Below are 17,396 nucleotides of genomic sequence, written 5' to 3'. Positions count from 1 at the left end.
AAATGAAATAGCCCCGGTTAAGGCTATGATTTCATTCTACAAGAATATAGTTTTTATTTCAACAAAAAATCCACCCTAGCTATAATAGAGTGGATCTCGAAAGAGTAAACGAAAAAAACACTTGGTTATGAATCTAGATTACATCTTTTATTAATTAAACTCAACCAATTTATGACGGTTTTCTAATCAATAATATCTATTAAGTAGTAATCATGATAGAATATAAAAATCGAAGAGTACTAGGCACACTTCCCCAAGCATTACCGCCTAATACTCCTCGTAGAGTATTGCACGCACCTACTAATCTATAGGATAAACTTAGTTTCTGCAAGTATATTAACTTTTGAAGGAAATAAACAAAGGCTCCCTGCTCTAATTGAGTAAGGAGCTTTTTACGTTCTCTTTCTGTTCGTATGTGTAAAATATTATACTCTTATTATCAGTGTTACAGCACTGGAAGAGAGGAGGAATAGAAAATGAGAATAAATTGTAGTTGTCTAAAATGTACAGATAAACCTTCTTATATTAACGTAGAAATAAATGAAGCTTTCTTTTCTGGAAAAACAATTTCTTGTTCAGAAGGACACGAATTCTTTTTTATCTCAGCATCACCTAGATCACAGTTTTTAATTCAGCAAGGTGTTGAATCATTTTTGAAAGGATACTATTTTGAAAGCTTCCATACACTGTATTCTGCTTATGAGGCCTATAAAAAAGAGTTTGTAGCCGCTCATAGTTATAATGAAATAAAAGATTTAGAAAGTGTTAAAACTATGTTAACGAAACTAGATAGATCTGAAAGACTGGAAGGTGCTTATGTAACTTCATTTATAAGTCTTTCAAACGGTAAAGTACCTATCAGTTTGTCAAGGTCCGCAGTTGAACTAAGAAATAATGTCGTGCATAAAGGTATTTTACCCGATAAAGCTAGTTGTGAGAAAATCGGAAATGCTGTATTCAAATTCATTGGAGAAGGAAATCTTTTAATTGCAAAACGATGCATGGAAGAAACTGATAGATTTCCATTAAATCAGTTATATGAAACAGATTATGCCCAAAGTGAACTAAAGAAAAAAGGTTTTGACACTAGCATAAATTCTCCGGAAGATTTCTATAACAAAGACTTTATTTCCTACTCAATATCGCTGAATATTTTATCTTCAATGACATTGATACAAGATAAAGATATTACTGACCACATGTTTACTGACCAAGTGAAAAACGGACATTTCATTATTTCCTAATTAGCCATCCACTAATATCTTATAACAATCGTCAGCCTTTGCAATTTCCACATCTTTAATCAAGGTAGTTGCATTATTGTCTGATCCAACAGCAATAATCTTAATATCTTTGTCTTGATCTAATGTTTCCAGCAATTCTACAAATTGTTTAACAGTCAAATTAATCACCTCTTAATTGGGTGGTACTATAGCACATTTTTTTATACCCCCGCCGTATTGGGCTATTTATTTATAAAAAATACCACTCCTATTACGGAGTGGTATTTTTGTTATTCGAATATACTAAATGATCAACTTGAAATGTCATTTTTGAACATCAGTTTCATAGATCCATCCAGCAATCCCCTCAAGCTTGTACTTACGATAACTAGTTCCTGTACCAACATTCACTGGTGCAATATCTATTGTATCGACTTTTTTTACACTTTTTGATTTCTGATCAGATGTCAATAGTGTTCCTTCTACTGTTCTCTGTGCTGCTGCTTTGAATTTGACAATTTCACCATTAGAAATATAGGTAGTTGTTGGAGACCACTTCTCCAAATCACGTTCTAAGGTCCAGTGATTAATAATTGTAGGTGTTTGAACTTGTTTTACAAACACTAAGTTATGCTCACCATTTCGGCCGGTATCGTCATACTTAACACCCGTTACTTTTCCAGCAAGTTTCTTGTCGTTATCACTAATTAAGTCACCATTAAAGTAATGAGTAGCATTGTTTTTGATATAAACAACGTCATCCACTTTGTACTTAAATGGAGGGTTAGCGCCCTTTAATCGGTAAAAGTATACTGGCAATCCACTATAATCTCCCATCCAATTTGTAGCTGGCGTCGTTACGATTCCATTTTTTCCGCCTCCTAAGGTACAATGAATAATATTTGTACTATCAACAAAAACCCCAGTGTGTCCATCCGAACCGCCAGAGTTTCCCTTGTACCCTGCAACAAAAATGTCCCCCCGTTTCACTTCAGAACGAGTAATCGAAGTAAGCAATTTACCTTCTAACGCAAATAGTGAGTCTGTATTTCCAATCCCTGTACCCGAAGGTAAGAAACCTCCCGCAATCAATGAAAAGTACACAGCCGAACTACAGTCATAACTATTTGGTCCTAAACGTGAATTCATTGAATAAGTTACTTTACCTTCTCGATCCTTAAACCATTTGATCATATTTTCAATACTAGCCATTTTTAATTTCCCCTCTCTTTTTAACCATGCGTCCATGGTGAACGTACGTCCTTAATTAAATGTTAAACCATAATGGGTATAGAAAGAGGTCAAACCGATAGCCAGCCTAATCTTTTTGCGATTTCATTAATAAATTCTGCATCTCTTCTCTTTATAGTAGATTCGCTTAGAAAAGTTTCCGCAGCTACAATCGCTATACATTTCTTAGAATGGCCGTTGTAATACTTCACATAAAATATATCTCTAACATCAAGTGTTGAATCTTCTAGAACACCATTGACCACTCTTAAAAATGATTTGTAAAATAAAATTTGATTCATTGTCCAGCTTGGATTTTCTTCACCTAATGGATACTCCATATAAGGGTTCCTATCTGTTGCAATAATATCTGAGAACTCTTTAAATGTTTTTTCGATCTTTTTATATTGCCATAGTATGCTGCGAATGTGTGCCCTAGTTTCATTAGTCATGCTGACAACTCCTATCAATGGTTTGCAAATATATACAAAATAGTTCTAAGGTAATTTGTTAGTATTCAGTACTTTTTGCAATGCAGATACCACGTTTGAAACTGGACTGATAATACCATCTTGCGTAGTACCCAATCGCTTTTGTAATGCTTTGATTGTGGCTTGACCCATTAATCCATCTTGAGAGACTCCTAGCAATTTCTGCAAAGCACGTATTACATTAGATCCTCTCAGTGTTTGATCAAATTGTGCGGCATAAATATTCTGATTAAATTTCTGCTTATACTGATGACTGATGACACCGTCTTGTGTGGTCCCAAAATATTGCTGCAACCGCCTTGCAGTAGCCGGACCAAACTTGCCATCTACTGATAAGGTAATATAACTTGGCTTACTAGCTGGCGTGCTTGGCTTTTCTGATGAAGTGTTGTTATTACTAGAATTCCCATTCGAGCCAAAGACTGCATCTTTAAATCGTTCTAATTCGCTTGGCTTTGCTACCCAAGGAGCCGGACAATTCTTACCTGTTACGTCAAAGTGTCGCCAAATCTTTTCTCTTGTAATATTAGGATGGATAGCGATCAATTCTTTAACAGCCTTAACAGTGTTTTGGAAAGTTTTTTCAGTAATGTTTCCCTTCTTATCCAAACACATTTCAACCCCAATCGTGGAGTAGTTAGCATTTCCTAAGATACTTCTAAGTGGATAGTACGGTTGGCCATTTACATATTTTTGGATATCATTCGCATGATAAGCAACTTCATTCAACGGAATAATGCAGATTGCTTCAATATCATCAACGAACAATGAGGAAAGAAGATGAAAAAAGTCGTACCGTGCTTATTGTTTGTTGGTTTAATAATGACCGGATGTTCTAATAATGAAGAAAGTACAACTCCCCCAACTGATACAACTTCTCAAACGACTTCTGTTTCTGAAGAACAGAAAGCTGACTTCGAATATGGGAAAATCATTACTGACGAGTTTGAACTTACTTATAAAAATTCTGAAATAGTTAAAAGTCCGTCTGAAGATGGCTATGGGTTATATATAACGTATTCATTAAAGAATACTTCAGATAACAATATCACACCTATTGATATTATTAATGATTACGTTTTATTTAAACAAGAGAATGAAACTTCTGAGGTTGATCTCGATAATACCTACTATAGCTTAGATGCATTTGGATCAACAGATGATGTCGAATCATATAATGAGCAAGTTGATAAAGAAAACTCTCGTTCTGATGAACTGTTACCCGATAAAACCGTGGACATAATAGAGACTTACTCTCTGGATAACTTAGATTTCCCAGTTAAAATGATAGCTATGTATGAAGATAAAGAAATAGGTATTTATGAAATTGATTTGACTGAATTAGAAAAGCCTGAAGAAACAAAATCTTTAGCCAATACAAATAATCCCAATGAAGATAGTTCCTATAACGAAGGCCTTTCCGATATGCCAGCAAGCTGGCAAGAAGGTGAAGCTGAGTGGGAAAAAGCAAAGGCTGAAGGCTGGACAGCCGAGGATTGGGAAGAAGCAGTCAGAGCTAGTGAAAACGAAACTTATGTAGTAGGTTCCGGTCAATATGAAGATTCATTTAATGGTAGTCAAGCTGAGCAAACAACATTGCCTGAAGGAACTTCTGAAAATGCAAGACGTATATATAATGAAATAAAAAGTATTCGAGATAGAGAATTAACATCTGGTGAAATTCAAACATTAGAAGCTATCGAACAAGGCTATTACGAGTAAAGAAAAAAACACGCCCCTCCGACCAAAGACAGGCGTGCAAAACAAAATAAACGATAGGCTTATTTAGTCATGCCTATTGTAACAAAGAATTGAGGTACACACAATGTGGAGCGAATCTTTAGGCAACGGAAGATATAAGTTTATAGAAAGATACAAAGATCCCTATACCGAAAAATGGAAAAAGACAAGTACTGTTCTAACAAGTGATTCTTCCAGAGCCTGGAAGAATGCACAGAAAATATTAGACAAAAAAATAGAGGAAGCTTTGAGTAATTATGATAAATCTGACATCACTTTCAAGGAGCTTTACGAAGAGTGGTTTGTTTATTATCAACAACATGTAAAAAGAACAAGCTGGACCAAAGTTCCAAAGATGATGAAACATATTCAGAAAGTTATATCTGACGATGTTCTTGTTCGAAATATAGACGAGAATATGATTCGTAATATTACAGAAAAAATGTATACTTTCGGTGATCTATCCTTGAATTATACGAAACAGACCAAGACGACCCTTTCAATCATGTTGAATTATGCAGTTGAGAAAAAGTATATTAAACAAAATCTAGCGCTGAATGTCAAAATTCAAAGAAAAAAAGCTGAAGAAGAAAAAAGAAAAAAGAACATGGATGAAAAATACCTTGATCAAAGCGAAATGACAGAGTTGCTTGTATATATGAGAAAATCTACTAAAAGATTATTGCACGCTAACATTGCAGAATTGTTATATTTAACAGGCCTAAGATACGGAGAGTTACAGGCATTACAAGTAAAGGACTTTGACGGGAGTACTTTGGATATTAACGGCACATTGGACTATTCTTTCTTAAAAATGGCAGATGCTATAAAAACTTCACCTAAAAATATCTATTCTAAAAGAATAGTTTCTTTGCCTAATAGAGCAGTAAAAATTGTTAATGAAATCATAGAACACAACTCTTTAGTATTCGGCTCCCAAAGTAACGAGGATTATATATTAAAATCATCTAGAGGTACTCCGTTGTCTCTCCATAGCTTTAATATGGTACTGCATAGAGTTCAAGACGAACTAAAATGGGATAAAAACTTATCCTCACACATATTCAGACATAGTCATATTTCTTTACTAGCTGAATTGAATCTTCCTTTAAAAACCATAATGGAGAGAGTCGGACATTCCGATGCCAACACGACTTTATCAATTTATAATCACGTAACCAAAAAATCCAAAGAGCAGGTTGTCGATCGATTAAACAATTTGTAATTTGCCCCTTTTTTGCCCCTTTTGTATAAAATTGACATTAAACAAACAAAAGAACCCCTATAAATAGAGGTTCTTTTATTATAACTACATCATGCCGCCCATACCCATTGATGGGTCCATTGCAGGAGCTGCTGGCGCTGCTGGTTCTGGTTTGTCGGCAACGACTGCTTCAGTTGTTAACAATAATGCGGCAACAGAAGCTGCGTTTTGTAATGCAGAACGCGTCACTTTTGTTGGGTCAACGATCCCAGCTTCTAGCATGTTTACCCATTCGCCAGTTGCTGCATTGAAACCAACGCCTAAGTCAGCGTTTTTCAATTTGTCGATGATCACTGAACCTTCGTAGCCTGCATTTTCAGCAATTTGACGAACTGGTTCTTCTAAGGCACGTAAAACGATTTTGACACCTGTTGCTGCATCGCCATCTGTTTCGATTTCTGCAACTTTGTTGATGACATTGACTAAGGCAGTTCCCCCACCTGAGACCATGCCTTCTTCAACAGCGGCACGTGTTGCATTCAATGCATCTTCAATACGTAATTTCAATTCTTTCAATTCAGTTTCAGTTGGTGCCCCAACTTTGATCACAGCAACCCCACCAGCAAGTTTTGCTAAGCGTTCTTGTAGTTTTTCACGGTCAAAGTCAGAAGTTGTATCAGCGATTTGTTTTTTGATCAATTGAACGCGTGCGTCAATTGCTTCTTTTTCACCAGCACCTTCAACGATTGTTGTGTTGTCTTTATCCACAACCACTTTGCTTGCTTGACCTAAGTTATCGATGGTTGCATCTTTCAACTCAAGACCTAAGTCTTCAGTGATCACTGTACCACCAGTTAAGATCGCAATGTCTTCTAGCATTGCTTTACGACGGTCACCAAATCCTGGTGCTTTCACTGCGACAACATTGAATGTTCCACGGATTTTGTTCAATACAAGTGTTGGTAATGCTTCGCCATCAACGTCATCAGCGATGATCAATAATGGTTTTGATTGTTGTAAGATTTGTTCTAACAATGGCAAGATATCTTGGATGTTAGAGATTTTTTTGTCAGTGATCAAGATGTATGGATTTTCTAACGCTGCTTCCATTTTATCGTTGTCAGTTACCATGTATTGTGATAAGTAACCACGATCAAATTGCATTCCTTCCACAACATCTAATTCTGTTTCGATCCCTTTTGATTCTTCAATAGTGATAACACCGTCATTGCCGACTTTTTCCATTGCATCAGCGATGTATTGACCAACTTTTTCACTACCAGAAGAAACAGCACCAACTTGTGCGATTGCTTCTTTTGAATCAACGATTGATGAAATGTTGTGTAGCTCTTCTACAGCCACTTTTGTTGCCATTTCGATCCCACGACGAATACCTAATGGGTTCGCACCAGCGGTGACATTTTTCAATCCTTCACGAACGATTGCTTGTGTCAATAACGTAGCAGTCGTTGTTCCGTCACCAGCGATATCGTTTGTTTTTGAAGCGACTTCAGAAACAAGTTTTGCGCCCATGTTTTCAAAATGATCTTCTAATTCGATTTCTTTAGCGATCGTTACACCGTCATTTGTGATCAATGGTGAACCGTAAGATTTTTCTAAAACCACGTTACGACCTTTAGGGCCTAAGGTTACTTTTACTGTATCTGCTAATTTATCTACCCCACGAAGCATTGCTGCGCGTGCGTCTTCTGCAAATTTGATTTCTTTTGCCATGATTTCATCACCTCAAGTATTTTTTATTTTTCTTATTCTACTACTGCAATGATATCTTTTGCAGCAACGATCAAATATTCTGTTCCTTCATATTTCACTTCTGTGCCAGCGTATTTTTCGAACATTACTTGTTCGCCAACGTTGACAGCAACAGGAGCTTTTTCACCGTTTTCGAGCGTGCGTCCTTCGCCGACTGCAATAACGGTACCCGTTTGTGGTTTTTCTTTTGCTGCTGATGCAAGCACGATTCCGCCTACAGTTTTTTCTTCTTCTTTTGCGACTTCGATAATCACACGATCACCTAATGGTCTTAACACGATAAATCCCTCCAATGAATGTTATAGAATTTAGCATTAGCACTCTCTTGTATCGAGTGCTAACTTACAGTTTCAATATTACTCATTTTCCCAAATTTTTGCAAGCCTTTTGCTAAATTTTTTTTGCATTTCTAATTGATTGATAAATATAGTAGGATTTTTTGTTTCTAGAAGCAACCTAGTCTATAATGAAGCAAAGGAGTGTGAGGAAACAACTATGTCTTTATCAAAATATTCTTTGTCCACGATTCTTACTTACGGCATCGTCTTTTTTCTACCGATCGCCTTCGTCCCTAGCGGACATCAAGTAGCAGCAACAACGATCGGTTACTTAGCTGGTGCAGCGATCATGTTTTTCTTGTATTTCAAACAAACAGAACCGCTATCGTTTGAACACAAAAGAACCAAAGTCTCAGCGATTCTTATTTACGGGCTAACCGGCATTGTCGCAGCGATTTTGTTGCAAAATCTAGCCATCTTTATCGAATCCTTTTTCGGAGAAGTCAGCGCTTCGCAAAATACCGAAAACATCATTGCCATCGTGGTGCAAAACCCACTCTTTGCTCTCGCAGCAATGGTCGGTGGGCCAATTATGGAGGAATTTGTTTTCCGCAGAGCCTTAGTTGGCATCATTGGGAAATACAGCAATGTTTGGGTTGGTGTAGTGGTCAGCGCCGTAGCCTTTGCCTTTGCCCACAATGACAATCATCTCTTAGTCTATATTTTCTTAGGACTGTTCTTTTCTGGGCTTTATGCTTTGACCGGCAGTATTTGGACTTCCATGATCACCCATGTGGGAATGAACACTTTAGTTATTATTATTCAGTTATTGCTTCATTACGGCTATATCCAAATGCCCTAAAGAAAAAACGCTACGCAGAAATTTTGCGTAACGTTTTTTTCTTTAGACCTTCGTGCCATTGGACGCAATCACTTGCTGATACCATGCAAATGAATCTTTCTTCTGACGAGCAAGGGTTCCATTTCCTTCATTGTCTTTGTCCACATAGATCACACCATAGCGTTTCTTCATTTCCCCTGTCCCCGCAGAAACTAAGTCAATGATGCCCCACGGTGTATAACCTAATAAGTCGACGCCATCATAAGCTACTGCTTCTTTCATCATTTCGATATGGGCTTTTAGGTAGTCAATACGGTAGTCATCGTGGATCTGTCCATCCTCTTCCACCGTATCCACCGCACCAAAGCCATTTTCTACAATGAAAAGCGGTAATTCGTAGCGTTCGTTAAACCAGTTCATGGCATAGCGCAAGCCTACGGGATCAATCTGCCAGCCCCATTCAGAAGCATCGACATAAGGATTGTCCACCAGATCTTGGCTCTCATCATAGTCATAGGTTGGATCATTCTCCTTGCCTTTGATCGCAAAAGACATATAGTAGCTAAAACCAATGTAGTCAACACAACCTTTTGCCAAAGCTGCTTCATCTTCAGGGGTGATATCTAAATCAAATTGTTTTCTTTCAAAATAGCTGCGCATATAACTCGGATAGTGCCCACGGGCATGAACATCTGAAAACCAATAGCGCCGTTGCATGGCCACCGTGGCTGCCATCATGTCTTTGGGATCGCAAGAATACGGATAGATTGGGCACATCGCGATCATCGATCCGATTTGAAACGCAGGATTGATCGCATGTCCTAGCACCACCGCTTTTGCACTGGCAACGAGCTCGTAATGAGCTGCTTGGTACATGACTTTTTCTCGGTCTTCTCCTTCCGTAAAGAACAGACCAGAATTGGTAAATGGCGCAAAATCTTCTTTATAGTTTGCTTGATTATTGATTTCATTGAAGGTCATCCAATACTTCACTTTCTTTTGATAGCGCGTAAAACAAACTTCTGCAAAGCGGACAAACAAATCGATCAATTTACGGTTACGCCAACCTCCGTATTCGGTCACTAAATGATAAGGCATTTCAAAGTGAGACAGGGTAATGACTGGCTCAATGCCATAGCTTAAACACTCATCGAATAATTGATCATAAAAGGCCAGGCCTTCCTCATTCGGCTCGTGCTCATCCCCCTTTGGAAAAATACGGGTCCAGGCAATCGATGTTCGGAAGCACTTCAACCCTAATTCGGCAAAAAGCTTGATGTCTTCAGGATACCGATGATAAAAATCGATCGCTTCATGATTGGGATAGCTTTCGCCCGGTTGGATCCCTTCCGTGATTCGGCGAGGAATTCCGTTGCCTCCGACAGTCATGACATCAGCGACACTCACGCCTTTTCCACCCGCACGATAGCCGCCTTCCAATTGGTGAGCAGCGACTGCGCCACCCCATAAAAAATCGCTTCTTAGTTTATTCATTTCTATTCAACCTGCTTCCTTGGTATTAAACGATCTCTGTTTCTTGTTTATAGTTCAAACTATCGACCTTACGAATGAAAGGATAGTAAATAAAGAAGCCGATTGCTAAAACAACAAATTGTAAAATAGCGGTCCGAATGCCACCTACTAGAAAACCTGAAATGATCGGCGGAGTCGTCCAGGGAACTTGCACAGCAGTAAATAGCGGTACGATACCGGTATAAAGTGCAAAATACGTGATCACGCCTGAAACCATCGGTGTCAAAATAAATGGTAATACCATGATTGGGTTCATGACGATCGGTGTCGCAAAAATAATTGGTTCATTGATATTAAAGAATGCCGGGATCAAGGAAAGACGTCCTAATTGTTTGAACTGCGCCGAACGGGCAAAAGCCACCATGTATAGCACGATCCCAATCGTCATTCCTGCGCCAGTTACCGTCATAAATTGATCCAAAAACTGCTGGGTCACGATGTGTCCGCCATTTTCTAATGTCAATGCTTTACCAGATTCAAGAATAGCCGTATTGGCTAGTGAATTGGCTTGTAAAATTGGTCCCATGATCCCGCCCACGATCGTCGAACCGTGAACCCCAAAGAACCACAAGAATGGCACTAAGAAGCCTAGCATCATTGCACCACCAAGGGAATCCGTCACCCCTTGCATTGGACTTTGAATCACGGTGTAGATCCATTCGACCACGGTTGTTTGAAAAACTTTATCAAAGAAAATATAAATGCCTAATGCGATGGTCGTCAAAACAGCGGCTGGAATCAATGCTGTAAATGAGTTTGCGACATTGGTGGGTACTTGCTCTGGCAGTTTGATTCGGATGTCGCGTTTCAAGAACCACGTATAGCCCCAACCCACAAAAAGTCCCACTAAGATGGCACTGATCATTCCTTGTCCACCGGTCCACGTCTTATCAATGACATTTGCGATGGTCACATTTGCTTCAGCATCCGTCACACTTGACTCCATAGTTAATAAGAAAATAACTAAACCAATCATTCCTGCAGGGAGTCCTTCGTAACCTTCTGCTTTTACATACGAATAGGCGATGCCCATTACGGCGAAAAAGGCCATAATTGCAAAAGAGGCGCCATAGGCTTGGTTGAAGTATTCACCTAAGCCGCTATTCGTTACCCAATCCGCAATCGACTGGACGGGAAAGTTTGCTAATAGTAGGAAAATCGATCCTACGATTGAAAAGGGCATCGTATAGAGCATACCGTTTCTTAATGCAGTGATTGCTTTCGTATTGACAAATTTTAATATTGGGGGTAATAATTTCTCATTGATCCATTCGTTCATCTCACATCACTCCTAAAATAAAATTCCATCCACCGGCCAGTGAATTCGCTTACAAATAAATCTTAATAGATAATATTCCCCTTGCCTATAGCTTTTCTAAGTTATGAAACATGTTCCAACAAAAAAAACAGCCGAAGCTGTTTTTTTACGATCACTTAGATTTGCTTGTAGACTTGATGGGCTAAAAGTTCGATCAGTGTAATCACCGGGACTTGCGTCGTCAGATTCAAATCGACTTCTTTTCCCCCACTGACGACGGGCATATAGTAGGAAATATTGTAATCTGCCATTTGGGCGATCGTCGATTTTTCATCATTGGTGATACTGAGTACTTTTGCCCCATACCGTTTGAAGTCCTCCGTTTGCTTGATCATTTGAATGGTTTCCCCCGAAACTGATAAAATGATCGCTAACGTATTTTCCATCCCACGAGGCGGTACTGGCAAAAAGGGATCGACGATGCTATAGGCATTGATGCCTAAATTAGCAAAATAGCGACTGCCATAGGTGCCAAGAATGCCACTTGTGCCGATACCTGAAAACGCCACATGGCGTGCGGAAAGAATCAGCTCTACCGCCGGCTGGATAAACTTACGGTAATCTTCATTATTGACTTTTTTTAAGAATGTATTGACTTGGATCGTTGCATCATAGAAAAGATCAAACGCTCGTGCATCTTGTTCCTTTTTTTGACAGATCGCATACTTTAATTCTGAATACCCGCGATAGCCTAATTTCGTGATACATCGTAAAATCGTCGAGGTCGAGACATGGCATGCAGCTGACAATTCGCGGATCGTCAGCTGATCGATCTCTTCAAAATGCTGGACAATGTACTTATAAACAGCCATTTCAAGCTCGTTCAGACGCTTGATTTTTTCTTCATCAAACATACCTGCTGCCTCCACCCGACAATTTTATCCTTTGTTTGATCGATTAGATTGCAAATAATTCCGTCGCTTTGTCAGGATCAGTATCATAGACTTCAAATGTTTCTCCAACACCTAGATCATGTTCTTTCATGGTGTTGACCATCGTTAAGTGCGCCAACTCTTTCAAGTTGTTTTCTTTACTTAAATGACCAAGATAGACCCGTTTGGTATTGTCGGTCAAGATATCCGTCATGACCAGAGCGCCATCTTCATTCGATAAGTGACCACGATCTCCAAGAATTCGCTGTTTGAGGCTCCATGGGTAAGGGCCCATTCGCAGCATTTCTAGGTCATGGTTGCTTTCCACAAGGTACGCATCGGCGCCTTTGATAATGCCTCGTACATGATCGCTGCAATAACCGGTATCCGTCAACATCACGAATGATTTGCCGTCTTTATGGAAACGATAAAATTGCGGCGCTGCAGCATCGTGGGAGACACCAAAGCTTTCGATGTCCAAGTCACCCAAAGTCAGGACTTTTCCCATTTCAAAGATGTGTTTTTGTTCGACAGCGACGTTACCGATCATTGGATCCATCGCTTGCCATGTTTTTGTATTCGCATAGACATCAAGTTTGTATTTTCGCGCCAGTACGCCGACACCGTGGATATGATCTCGGTGTTCGTGGGTCACAAGAATGGCGTCCAAGTCTTCTGGTTTGCGCCCTACTTCATCCAATAATGAAGTGATCTTCTTGCCGCTCAAACCGGCATCCACTAAGATCCGCTTTTTATTGCTTTCGATATAGAGCGAATTTCCTGAGCTTCCGCTGGCTAGGATACTTACTTGAAAGGCATTTTCCTTCATCATGGTTTACGTGACTTCCTCTCTGGTTGTTTCAACGAGTTCCATTATACCCGCTTTTTTATGGATTTTCTACCTTTTGAACGGCATTATTCGTGATGATCCGATTGCTAAAGGCATTGACCGTTTCGATTTGGATGGTGTCATCGCCATCTAATTGGAACGCAATAAACCATGCAGGAATATACACATTTTTTTCCCTAACTTTCAAAATCATCGTATAGGCTAATTCCGTCCAGAGTATTTTCGAGTGACTTGGCAGCTTGTTGTTCAGATAAAGCGTATTTACTGCTTCTTTTTCTGAATAGACCGTCATCTTTTCCCTTAGAGGCGTAATATTGGAGATATGTGTTTGCGTATAGCGGGCAATCTGCAGTAAATCATCCGTTTGTTCTAAGGTGATATCGATTCGACTTGAGCTGTCATTGAAAGGAATGCCTTCATAGGATTGAACCGCCACCACGGTCGGATGATTGGCATTTAAGACAGAGAGGTTTTCCAAATAGTCATATTCATCCCCAAACAGGACTTGATCTTTTCGTTGCAAAAAACCATTGACGGTTTCTTCCGTTTGGGAATCATCACTGATGTAAAAGCCATTGGTTGAGACATGGATCAACTGCTGACCTTTGACCATCGACCCTCTTTTGAACTGCGTATTGAGTTGCGGATTTCGTAGCTCCACATCAAAATCCGTCTGTTCACCGCTCAAATAATAGCCACTCAAGACCTCATCTGATAATTCGCCAGAATACCGAATGTCCTCAGACTCGAGACGTTGTTCGATAGGAATCGTTTGGTTTGATTGAGAAACCATCTGATGCTCGCTGCGAGCCTCACTGTAAACATTGAATAAAAAGACGTTCAGACCAAGAAAAGCGAGGAAAAAAATCCATTCGATTCGTTTAAAATCCAATTAATTCTCCTCCGTTTCTGCTAATTTTGTCATTAATGCATCATAACTGATCCAAGACGAGTCATAATTGACATACCAAGCAGGCGTCAAATCAACGAGTGGTGCATCTTTGATCTCCCCCCATTGATAGCCAACGATGATCTGTTGCAATAATTCCGGATCAGCCCCTGCCGCAATCAGCTCATTTTTGACCGACAAACTAGAGGGCAATTCAATCTCGGTTTCAGAAGGAATCGGCACTTGAATCGCGTTCAAACTGGCAGAAATCGTCATTTCCCGACTGCCGGTCTGACCACTTTCTGAAAAAGCCACACTGATCACCCCTTGACCACCAGTACTAAAGACTGGATAGCCTTCAACGAAAACCCGATAATCCAAGTGCTTGTCTTGTTGATCAAAATAGCGGATCGTCCCAAAATTGTTGCCTAAACGAATAATATAATCCGCACTCAACATCGCCAGATCCGTTTCATCGGAACCATTTGTGGTGGTTTCAAACTTGACTTGCTGCTGATCTTGCAAGACCGTCATGTTTTGCCCACCTTCATAATAGTAGGTATCGACACTTTCATCATTGATCTTGACGTTTTTAGGATTGCTGAAAAAGGCTTCTCGAAACAAGCTCTGAGATTGGGTCGAAGAATAGTAGCTGTATTTTTTCAGCTTGATCGAATCCTGCGTATAATATTGCTTGCTGGATCGTTCTTCATCTGCCACCATTGTCGTCCATTCCCGAGGGTTGTCTGCTAGTAAGTGTTTTACTTGGCTTTTGTCCCAGTCGATTTTGCCTCGCACCACTCGTTGATGGGTAAAATCAACAAATTGGATCGTGTTTTCTTCAAGGTCAAACTGGATGCGGGAAAACGGAAAATCCTCTGTTTCACTTTCGTCCTCTAAGGACAGCTCTTTTTCAAAGGTTTTCTCATAATCTTTCAAGTAAAACGTCGTATAGTAGTTTAAGGACACCCCTTGATTGACTTCTTGGGCTTTTGAAAAAGCTTGTTCCTCGCCATAGGTCCGCAGCGTCAAATCACTGATCGTTGCCTCATTGATCACCTCTTGGATCTCTCGAATCACCGCTTCAGAGTTGGTTTCTTTGATCGCGTCCTCGTCATTCCAAGTCAAATACAGGGGCAAAAACAAATCGCTTTTTTGTTTGTAGGTTTGAACCGAAGGATTGACGCCGGTATCTGTTTCCGTGCTGGCATTGTTGAACCCAGTCGGATTCAGCCAAATCATATAGGAGAAATAAAAACTCAAGGCGATCATTACGATCAAACCTACACGAATGATTTTTTCTGAGATTCTCATACCCACCAATCCTCCTCATACGGTTCATACGGCAACATGATGTAAAATGTTGACCCGCGATTTTCTCGACTTTCCGCCCAAATCGCACCGCCATGAGCTTTGATGACTTCTCGTGAGATCGCCAATCCTAAGCCAGTACCTCCTTGCTGACGGGCACGAGCTTTGTCGACTCGGTAAAAACGATCAAAGATCTTCGTGAGATCTTTTTTCGGAATCCCTAGTCCTTGGTCATTGATGCTAAGTACGATGTTGTTATGGGTCTCCATCAATTTCACCGTAATGATCCCGCCATCTGGCGAATATTTGATGGCATTATTCATGATGTTATCGATCACTTGGATCATTTTATCGGTGTCGACTTCCACCCACAATTCTCGTTTAGTGAACTCCCGACGAATCAAGTATTTTTTGCTTTCATTCGTCACCATCATGTCAAAACGATCCAACACGAAATTGACCATCTCATTGAAGTTGATGTATTCCAGCTGCAGTTGCGAATTGCCGCTATCCATCCGCGACAGACTCAACAAGTCATTGATCATCCGAATCATTCGATCCGTTTCATCCAACGTCACTTTCAAAAAGTTCGGCGCAATTTCCGGGTCTTTCCAAGCACCCTCACTCAACGCTTCGATGTAGCTGCGCATACTCGTTAATGGTGTCCGTAACTCATGAGAAACGTTGGAAACGAACTCTCGCCGTTCCTGTTCATTTTTTTCTTGCTCTGTAACATCGTGCATCACCGCAACTAACCCAGAAATAAAGCCAGACTCCCGACGAATCATGGAGAAATCGATGCGCAAAATCATATTTGTTCCCGTCAAATCATTGCTAGGACGCTCCAACAGCATGTCTTCAGGATTTTCCAAAAGCTTTCGTAACGTGTATTCTTCATCGATTTCCAATAACGTCAAAATCGACTGCCCGATCGCTTCTTCGTTGCTGACATTTAACAAGGACATCGCCATCTCATTGATGGTAATGACTTTGCCTCGTCGGTCGGTGGCAACAACGCCGTCTGTCATGTGAGACAAGACGCTGTCCAAGCGGTTTCGCTCGGATTCCATCGCCTCTTGAGTCTCTTCGATTCGTTCTCCTAGTTGATTAAAGGTCTCCGCCAGTTGCCCCAATTCATCTTTTCCATGAATCGCGACCTTGCGGCTATAATCTCCTTTGGCGATGCGAATCGCTTGTTCGCGCATCTCCCCGATCGGTTGGGTGATGGAACGAGAGACCAATAGTGCCACAATGATCGAAATCACTGCCGCAATCAGCGAGGCTGTCACAAAAATGACCGCAGTCGTACTGACTTCATTGTATTTTGACTCAAGATTGCTCCGTAAATAAAGGGTTCCTAAAACGGTATCCCCTGTCGGTGATTGGATCGACTGCACGATATTGAACACCCGCTGGCCGCTGGATTCATCATAGAGGACTTCACTGCGGTTCGTATCGTAATCACGGTAATCATTTTTTTCTCCCACCGAGCCACGATCATTGATATTGGTGGTTGCACGAATGATCCCTTGCTCATCCACCACCCGCATCTCCAAAATTTCCGATGAGTTGGTACTCGTTAAGATTCGATTCAAGGAAGCATTCATGGAATCCCAATCTAAACCGTCATCATTATCCATTCGACTCAATTCAGAGCCTAACGTTACCACTAACGTGCTGGCACGTGCCTCCATGTCGCGTTTGAAGGCATCGACCGTTGTTCTTTCCAATTCGCGAATAAAATACGCCCCGATAATCTGGATCGCAATCAATAAGATCAAGATAAAAGTCAGGGCGATTTTGAAGTTCACCGATTGAAAAAAGCGAACTTTATTTTTCATAG

17 protein-coding genes are annotated in these 17,396 nt (G+C 40.2%); 4 read left to right on the top strand and 13 right to left on the bottom strand.

Going from position 1 to position 17,396, the window contains the following annotated elements; translation table 11 throughout:
• The first annotated feature begins 476 nt into the window (after positions 1–476).
• Positions 477–1,244 (top strand): hypothetical protein, encoded by a 768-nt coding sequence (locus tag IGK14_RS03510; protein ID WP_142962773.1) that lies wholly within the window; start codon positions 477–479, stop codon positions 1,242–1,244.
• On the opposite strand, the gene IGK14_RS03505 is transcribed toward IGK14_RS03510, so the two are convergent.
• The 4 genes from IGK14_RS03505 to IGK14_RS03490 all read right to left on the bottom strand — a co-directional run bounded on the left by IGK14_RS03505 (position 1,245) and on the right by IGK14_RS03490 (position 3,712).
• Positions 1,245–1,403 (bottom strand): hypothetical protein, encoded by a 159-nt coding sequence (locus IGK14_RS03505; protein ID WP_154694185.1) that lies wholly within the window; start codon positions 1,401–1,403, stop codon positions 1,245–1,247. It lies immediately after the preceding gene.
• Positions 1,404–1,547: 144 nt separating this feature from the next.
• Positions 1,548–2,471, bottom strand: a complete 924-nt coding sequence (locus IGK14_RS03500) for a peptidoglycan amidohydrolase family protein (RefSeq protein WP_218568741.1) — start codon at positions 2,469–2,471, stop codon at positions 1,548–1,550.
• Positions 2,472–2,524: 53 nt separating this feature from the next.
• Positions 2,525–2,905, bottom strand: a complete 381-nt coding sequence (locus IGK14_RS03495; RefSeq protein ID WP_154694184.1) for a transcriptional regulator — start codon at positions 2,903–2,905, stop codon at positions 2,525–2,527.
• 45 nt (positions 2,906–2,950) lie between these two features.
• Positions 2,951–3,712: an N-acetylmuramoyl-L-alanine amidase gene (locus IGK14_RS03490; RefSeq protein ID WP_154694183.1), complete on the bottom strand. Its 762-nt coding sequence runs from the start codon at positions 3,710–3,712 to the stop codon at positions 2,951–2,953.
• Positions 3,713–3,724: 12 nt separating this feature from the next.
• On the opposite strand from IGK14_RS03490, the gene IGK14_RS03485 reads away from it, so the two are divergent.
• Both IGK14_RS03485 and IGK14_RS03480 read left to right on the top strand, forming a co-directional pair.
• Complete coding sequence (locus IGK14_RS03485; RefSeq protein ID WP_231435117.1) at positions 3,725–4,666, top strand: DUF5067 domain-containing protein; 942 nt, start codon at positions 3,725–3,727, stop codon at positions 4,664–4,666.
• Between the two features lie 103 nt (positions 4,667–4,769).
• Positions 4,770–5,909, top strand: a complete 1,140-nt coding sequence (locus IGK14_RS03480; protein WP_154694181.1) for a tyrosine-type recombinase/integrase — start codon at positions 4,770–4,772, stop codon at positions 5,907–5,909.
• Positions 5,910–5,993: 84 nt separating this feature from the next.
• Here IGK14_RS03480 and groL read toward each other — a convergent pair whose 3' ends face one another.
• Together groL and groES are read right to left on the bottom strand one after the other, a co-directional pair.
• Positions 5,994–7,622, bottom strand: coding sequence for a chaperonin GroEL (gene groL / locus IGK14_RS03475; RefSeq protein WP_154694180.1), 1,629 nt, complete (start codon positions 7,620–7,622; stop codon positions 5,994–5,996).
• Positions 7,623–7,654: 32 nt separating this feature from the next.
• The gene (gene groES, locus IGK14_RS03470; RefSeq protein ID WP_005225291.1) at positions 7,655–7,939 is read right to left on the bottom strand and encodes a co-chaperone GroES; all 285 of its coding nucleotides are present in this window, start codon (positions 7,937–7,939) and stop codon (positions 7,655–7,657) included.
• Between the two features lie 217 nt (positions 7,940–8,156).
• Here groES and IGK14_RS03465 point away from each other — a divergent pair, with 217 nt between their 5' ends.
• Positions 8,157–8,801 (top strand): CPBP family intramembrane glutamic endopeptidase, encoded by a 645-nt coding sequence (locus IGK14_RS03465; RefSeq protein ID WP_154694179.1) that lies wholly within the window; start codon positions 8,157–8,159, stop codon positions 8,799–8,801.
• 42 nt (positions 8,802–8,843) lie between these two features.
• On the opposite strand, the gene IGK14_RS03460 is transcribed toward IGK14_RS03465, so the two are convergent.
• The 7 genes from IGK14_RS03460 to walK all read right to left on the bottom strand — a co-directional run bounded on the left by IGK14_RS03460 (position 8,844) and on the right by walK (position 17,394).
• Positions 8,844–10,274, bottom strand: coding sequence for a 6-phospho-beta-glucosidase (locus IGK14_RS03460; RefSeq protein WP_154694178.1), 1,431 nt, complete (start codon positions 10,272–10,274; stop codon positions 8,844–8,846).
• A gap of 25 nt (positions 10,275–10,299) precedes the next feature.
• Positions 10,300–11,592: a PTS sugar transporter subunit IIC gene (locus tag IGK14_RS03455; protein WP_005225288.1), complete on the bottom strand. Its 1,293-nt coding sequence runs from the start codon at positions 11,590–11,592 to the stop codon at positions 10,300–10,302.
• Positions 11,593–11,747: 155 nt separating this feature from the next.
• Positions 11,748–12,485, bottom strand: a complete 738-nt coding sequence (locus IGK14_RS03450; RefSeq protein ID WP_010747610.1) for a MurR/RpiR family transcriptional regulator — start codon at positions 12,483–12,485, stop codon at positions 11,748–11,750.
• A 43-nt stretch (positions 12,486–12,528) separates the two neighbouring features.
• Positions 12,529–13,335 (bottom strand): MBL fold metallo-hydrolase, encoded by an 807-nt coding sequence (locus tag IGK14_RS03445; protein WP_005231151.1) that lies wholly within the window; start codon positions 13,333–13,335, stop codon positions 12,529–12,531.
• A 55-nt stretch (positions 13,336–13,390) separates the two neighbouring features.
• The gene (locus IGK14_RS03440) at positions 13,391–14,245 is read right to left on the bottom strand and encodes a two-component system regulatory protein YycI (RefSeq protein ID WP_154694177.1); all 855 of its coding nucleotides are present in this window, start codon (positions 14,243–14,245) and stop codon (positions 13,391–13,393) included.
• Positions 14,246–15,556 carry a YycH family regulatory protein gene (locus IGK14_RS03435; protein WP_154694176.1) on the bottom strand — a complete coding sequence of 437 codons (1,311 nt, stop codon included), beginning with the start codon at positions 15,554–15,556 and terminating at the stop codon, positions 14,246–14,248.
• Positions 15,553–17,394, bottom strand: a complete 1,842-nt coding sequence (walK, locus tag IGK14_RS03430; RefSeq protein WP_005225283.1) for a cell wall metabolism sensor histidine kinase WalK — start codon at positions 17,392–17,394, stop codon at positions 15,553–15,555. The genes IGK14_RS03435 and walK overlap by 4 nt, the downstream gene beginning before the upstream one ends.
• Between the last annotated feature and the right edge of the window lie 2 nt (positions 17,395–17,396).

It is taken from the genome of Enterococcus sp. DIV0970a (assembly GCF_051711265.1).
GTDB classification, from domain to species: Bacteria; Bacillota; Bacilli; order Lactobacillales; family Enterococcaceae; genus Enterococcus_D; species Enterococcus_D casseliflavus.
The sequence above is the reverse complement of the archived record's forward strand: the minus strand, read 5'-3'. Positions and strand labels throughout refer to the sequence as shown.

Bases quoted from the DNA above. Each gene is read 5' to 3' on its own strand.
- IGK14_RS03510 (WP_142962773.1), top strand. From the start codon at position 477: ATGAGAATAAATTGTAGTTGTCTAAAATGTACAGATAAACCTTCTTAT.
- IGK14_RS03500 (WP_218568741.1), bottom strand. From the start codon at position 2,471: ATGGACGCATGGTTAAAAAGAGAGGGGAAATTAAAAATGGCTAGTATT.
- IGK14_RS03495 (WP_154694184.1), bottom strand. From the start codon at position 2,905: ATGACTAATGAAACTAGGGCACACATTCGCAGCATACTATGGCAATAT.
- IGK14_RS03485 (WP_231435117.1), top strand. From the start codon at position 3,725: ATGAAAAAAGTCGTACCGTGCTTATTGTTTGTTGGTTTAATAATGACC.
- IGK14_RS03480 (WP_154694181.1), top strand. From the start codon at position 4,770: ATGTGGAGCGAATCTTTAGGCAACGGAAGATATAAGTTTATAGAAAGA.
- groL (WP_154694180.1), bottom strand. From the start codon at position 7,622: ATGGCAAAAGAAATCAAATTTGCAGAAGACGCACGCGCAGCAATGCTT.
- IGK14_RS03465 (WP_154694179.1), top strand. From the start codon at position 8,157: ATGTCTTTATCAAAATATTCTTTGTCCACGATTCTTACTTACGGCATC.
- IGK14_RS03460 (WP_154694178.1), bottom strand. From the start codon at position 10,274: ATGAATAAACTAAGAAGCGATTTTTTATGGGGTGGCGCAGTCGCTGCT.
- IGK14_RS03455 (WP_005225288.1), bottom strand. From the start codon at position 11,592: ATGAACGAATGGATCAATGAGAAATTATTACCCCCAATATTAAAATTT.
- IGK14_RS03450 (WP_010747610.1), bottom strand. From the start codon at position 12,485: ATGTTTGATGAAGAAAAAATCAAGCGTCTGAACGAGCTTGAAATGGCT.
- IGK14_RS03445 (WP_005231151.1), bottom strand. From the start codon at position 13,335: ATGATGAAGGAAAATGCCTTTCAAGTAAGTATCCTAGCCAGCGGAAGC.
- IGK14_RS03435 (WP_154694176.1), bottom strand. From the start codon at position 15,556: ATGAGAATCTCAGAAAAAATCATTCGTGTAGGTTTGATCGTAATGATC.
- walK (WP_005225283.1), bottom strand. From the start codon at position 17,394: ATGAAAAATAAAGTTCGCTTTTTTCAATCGGTGAACTTCAAAATCGCC.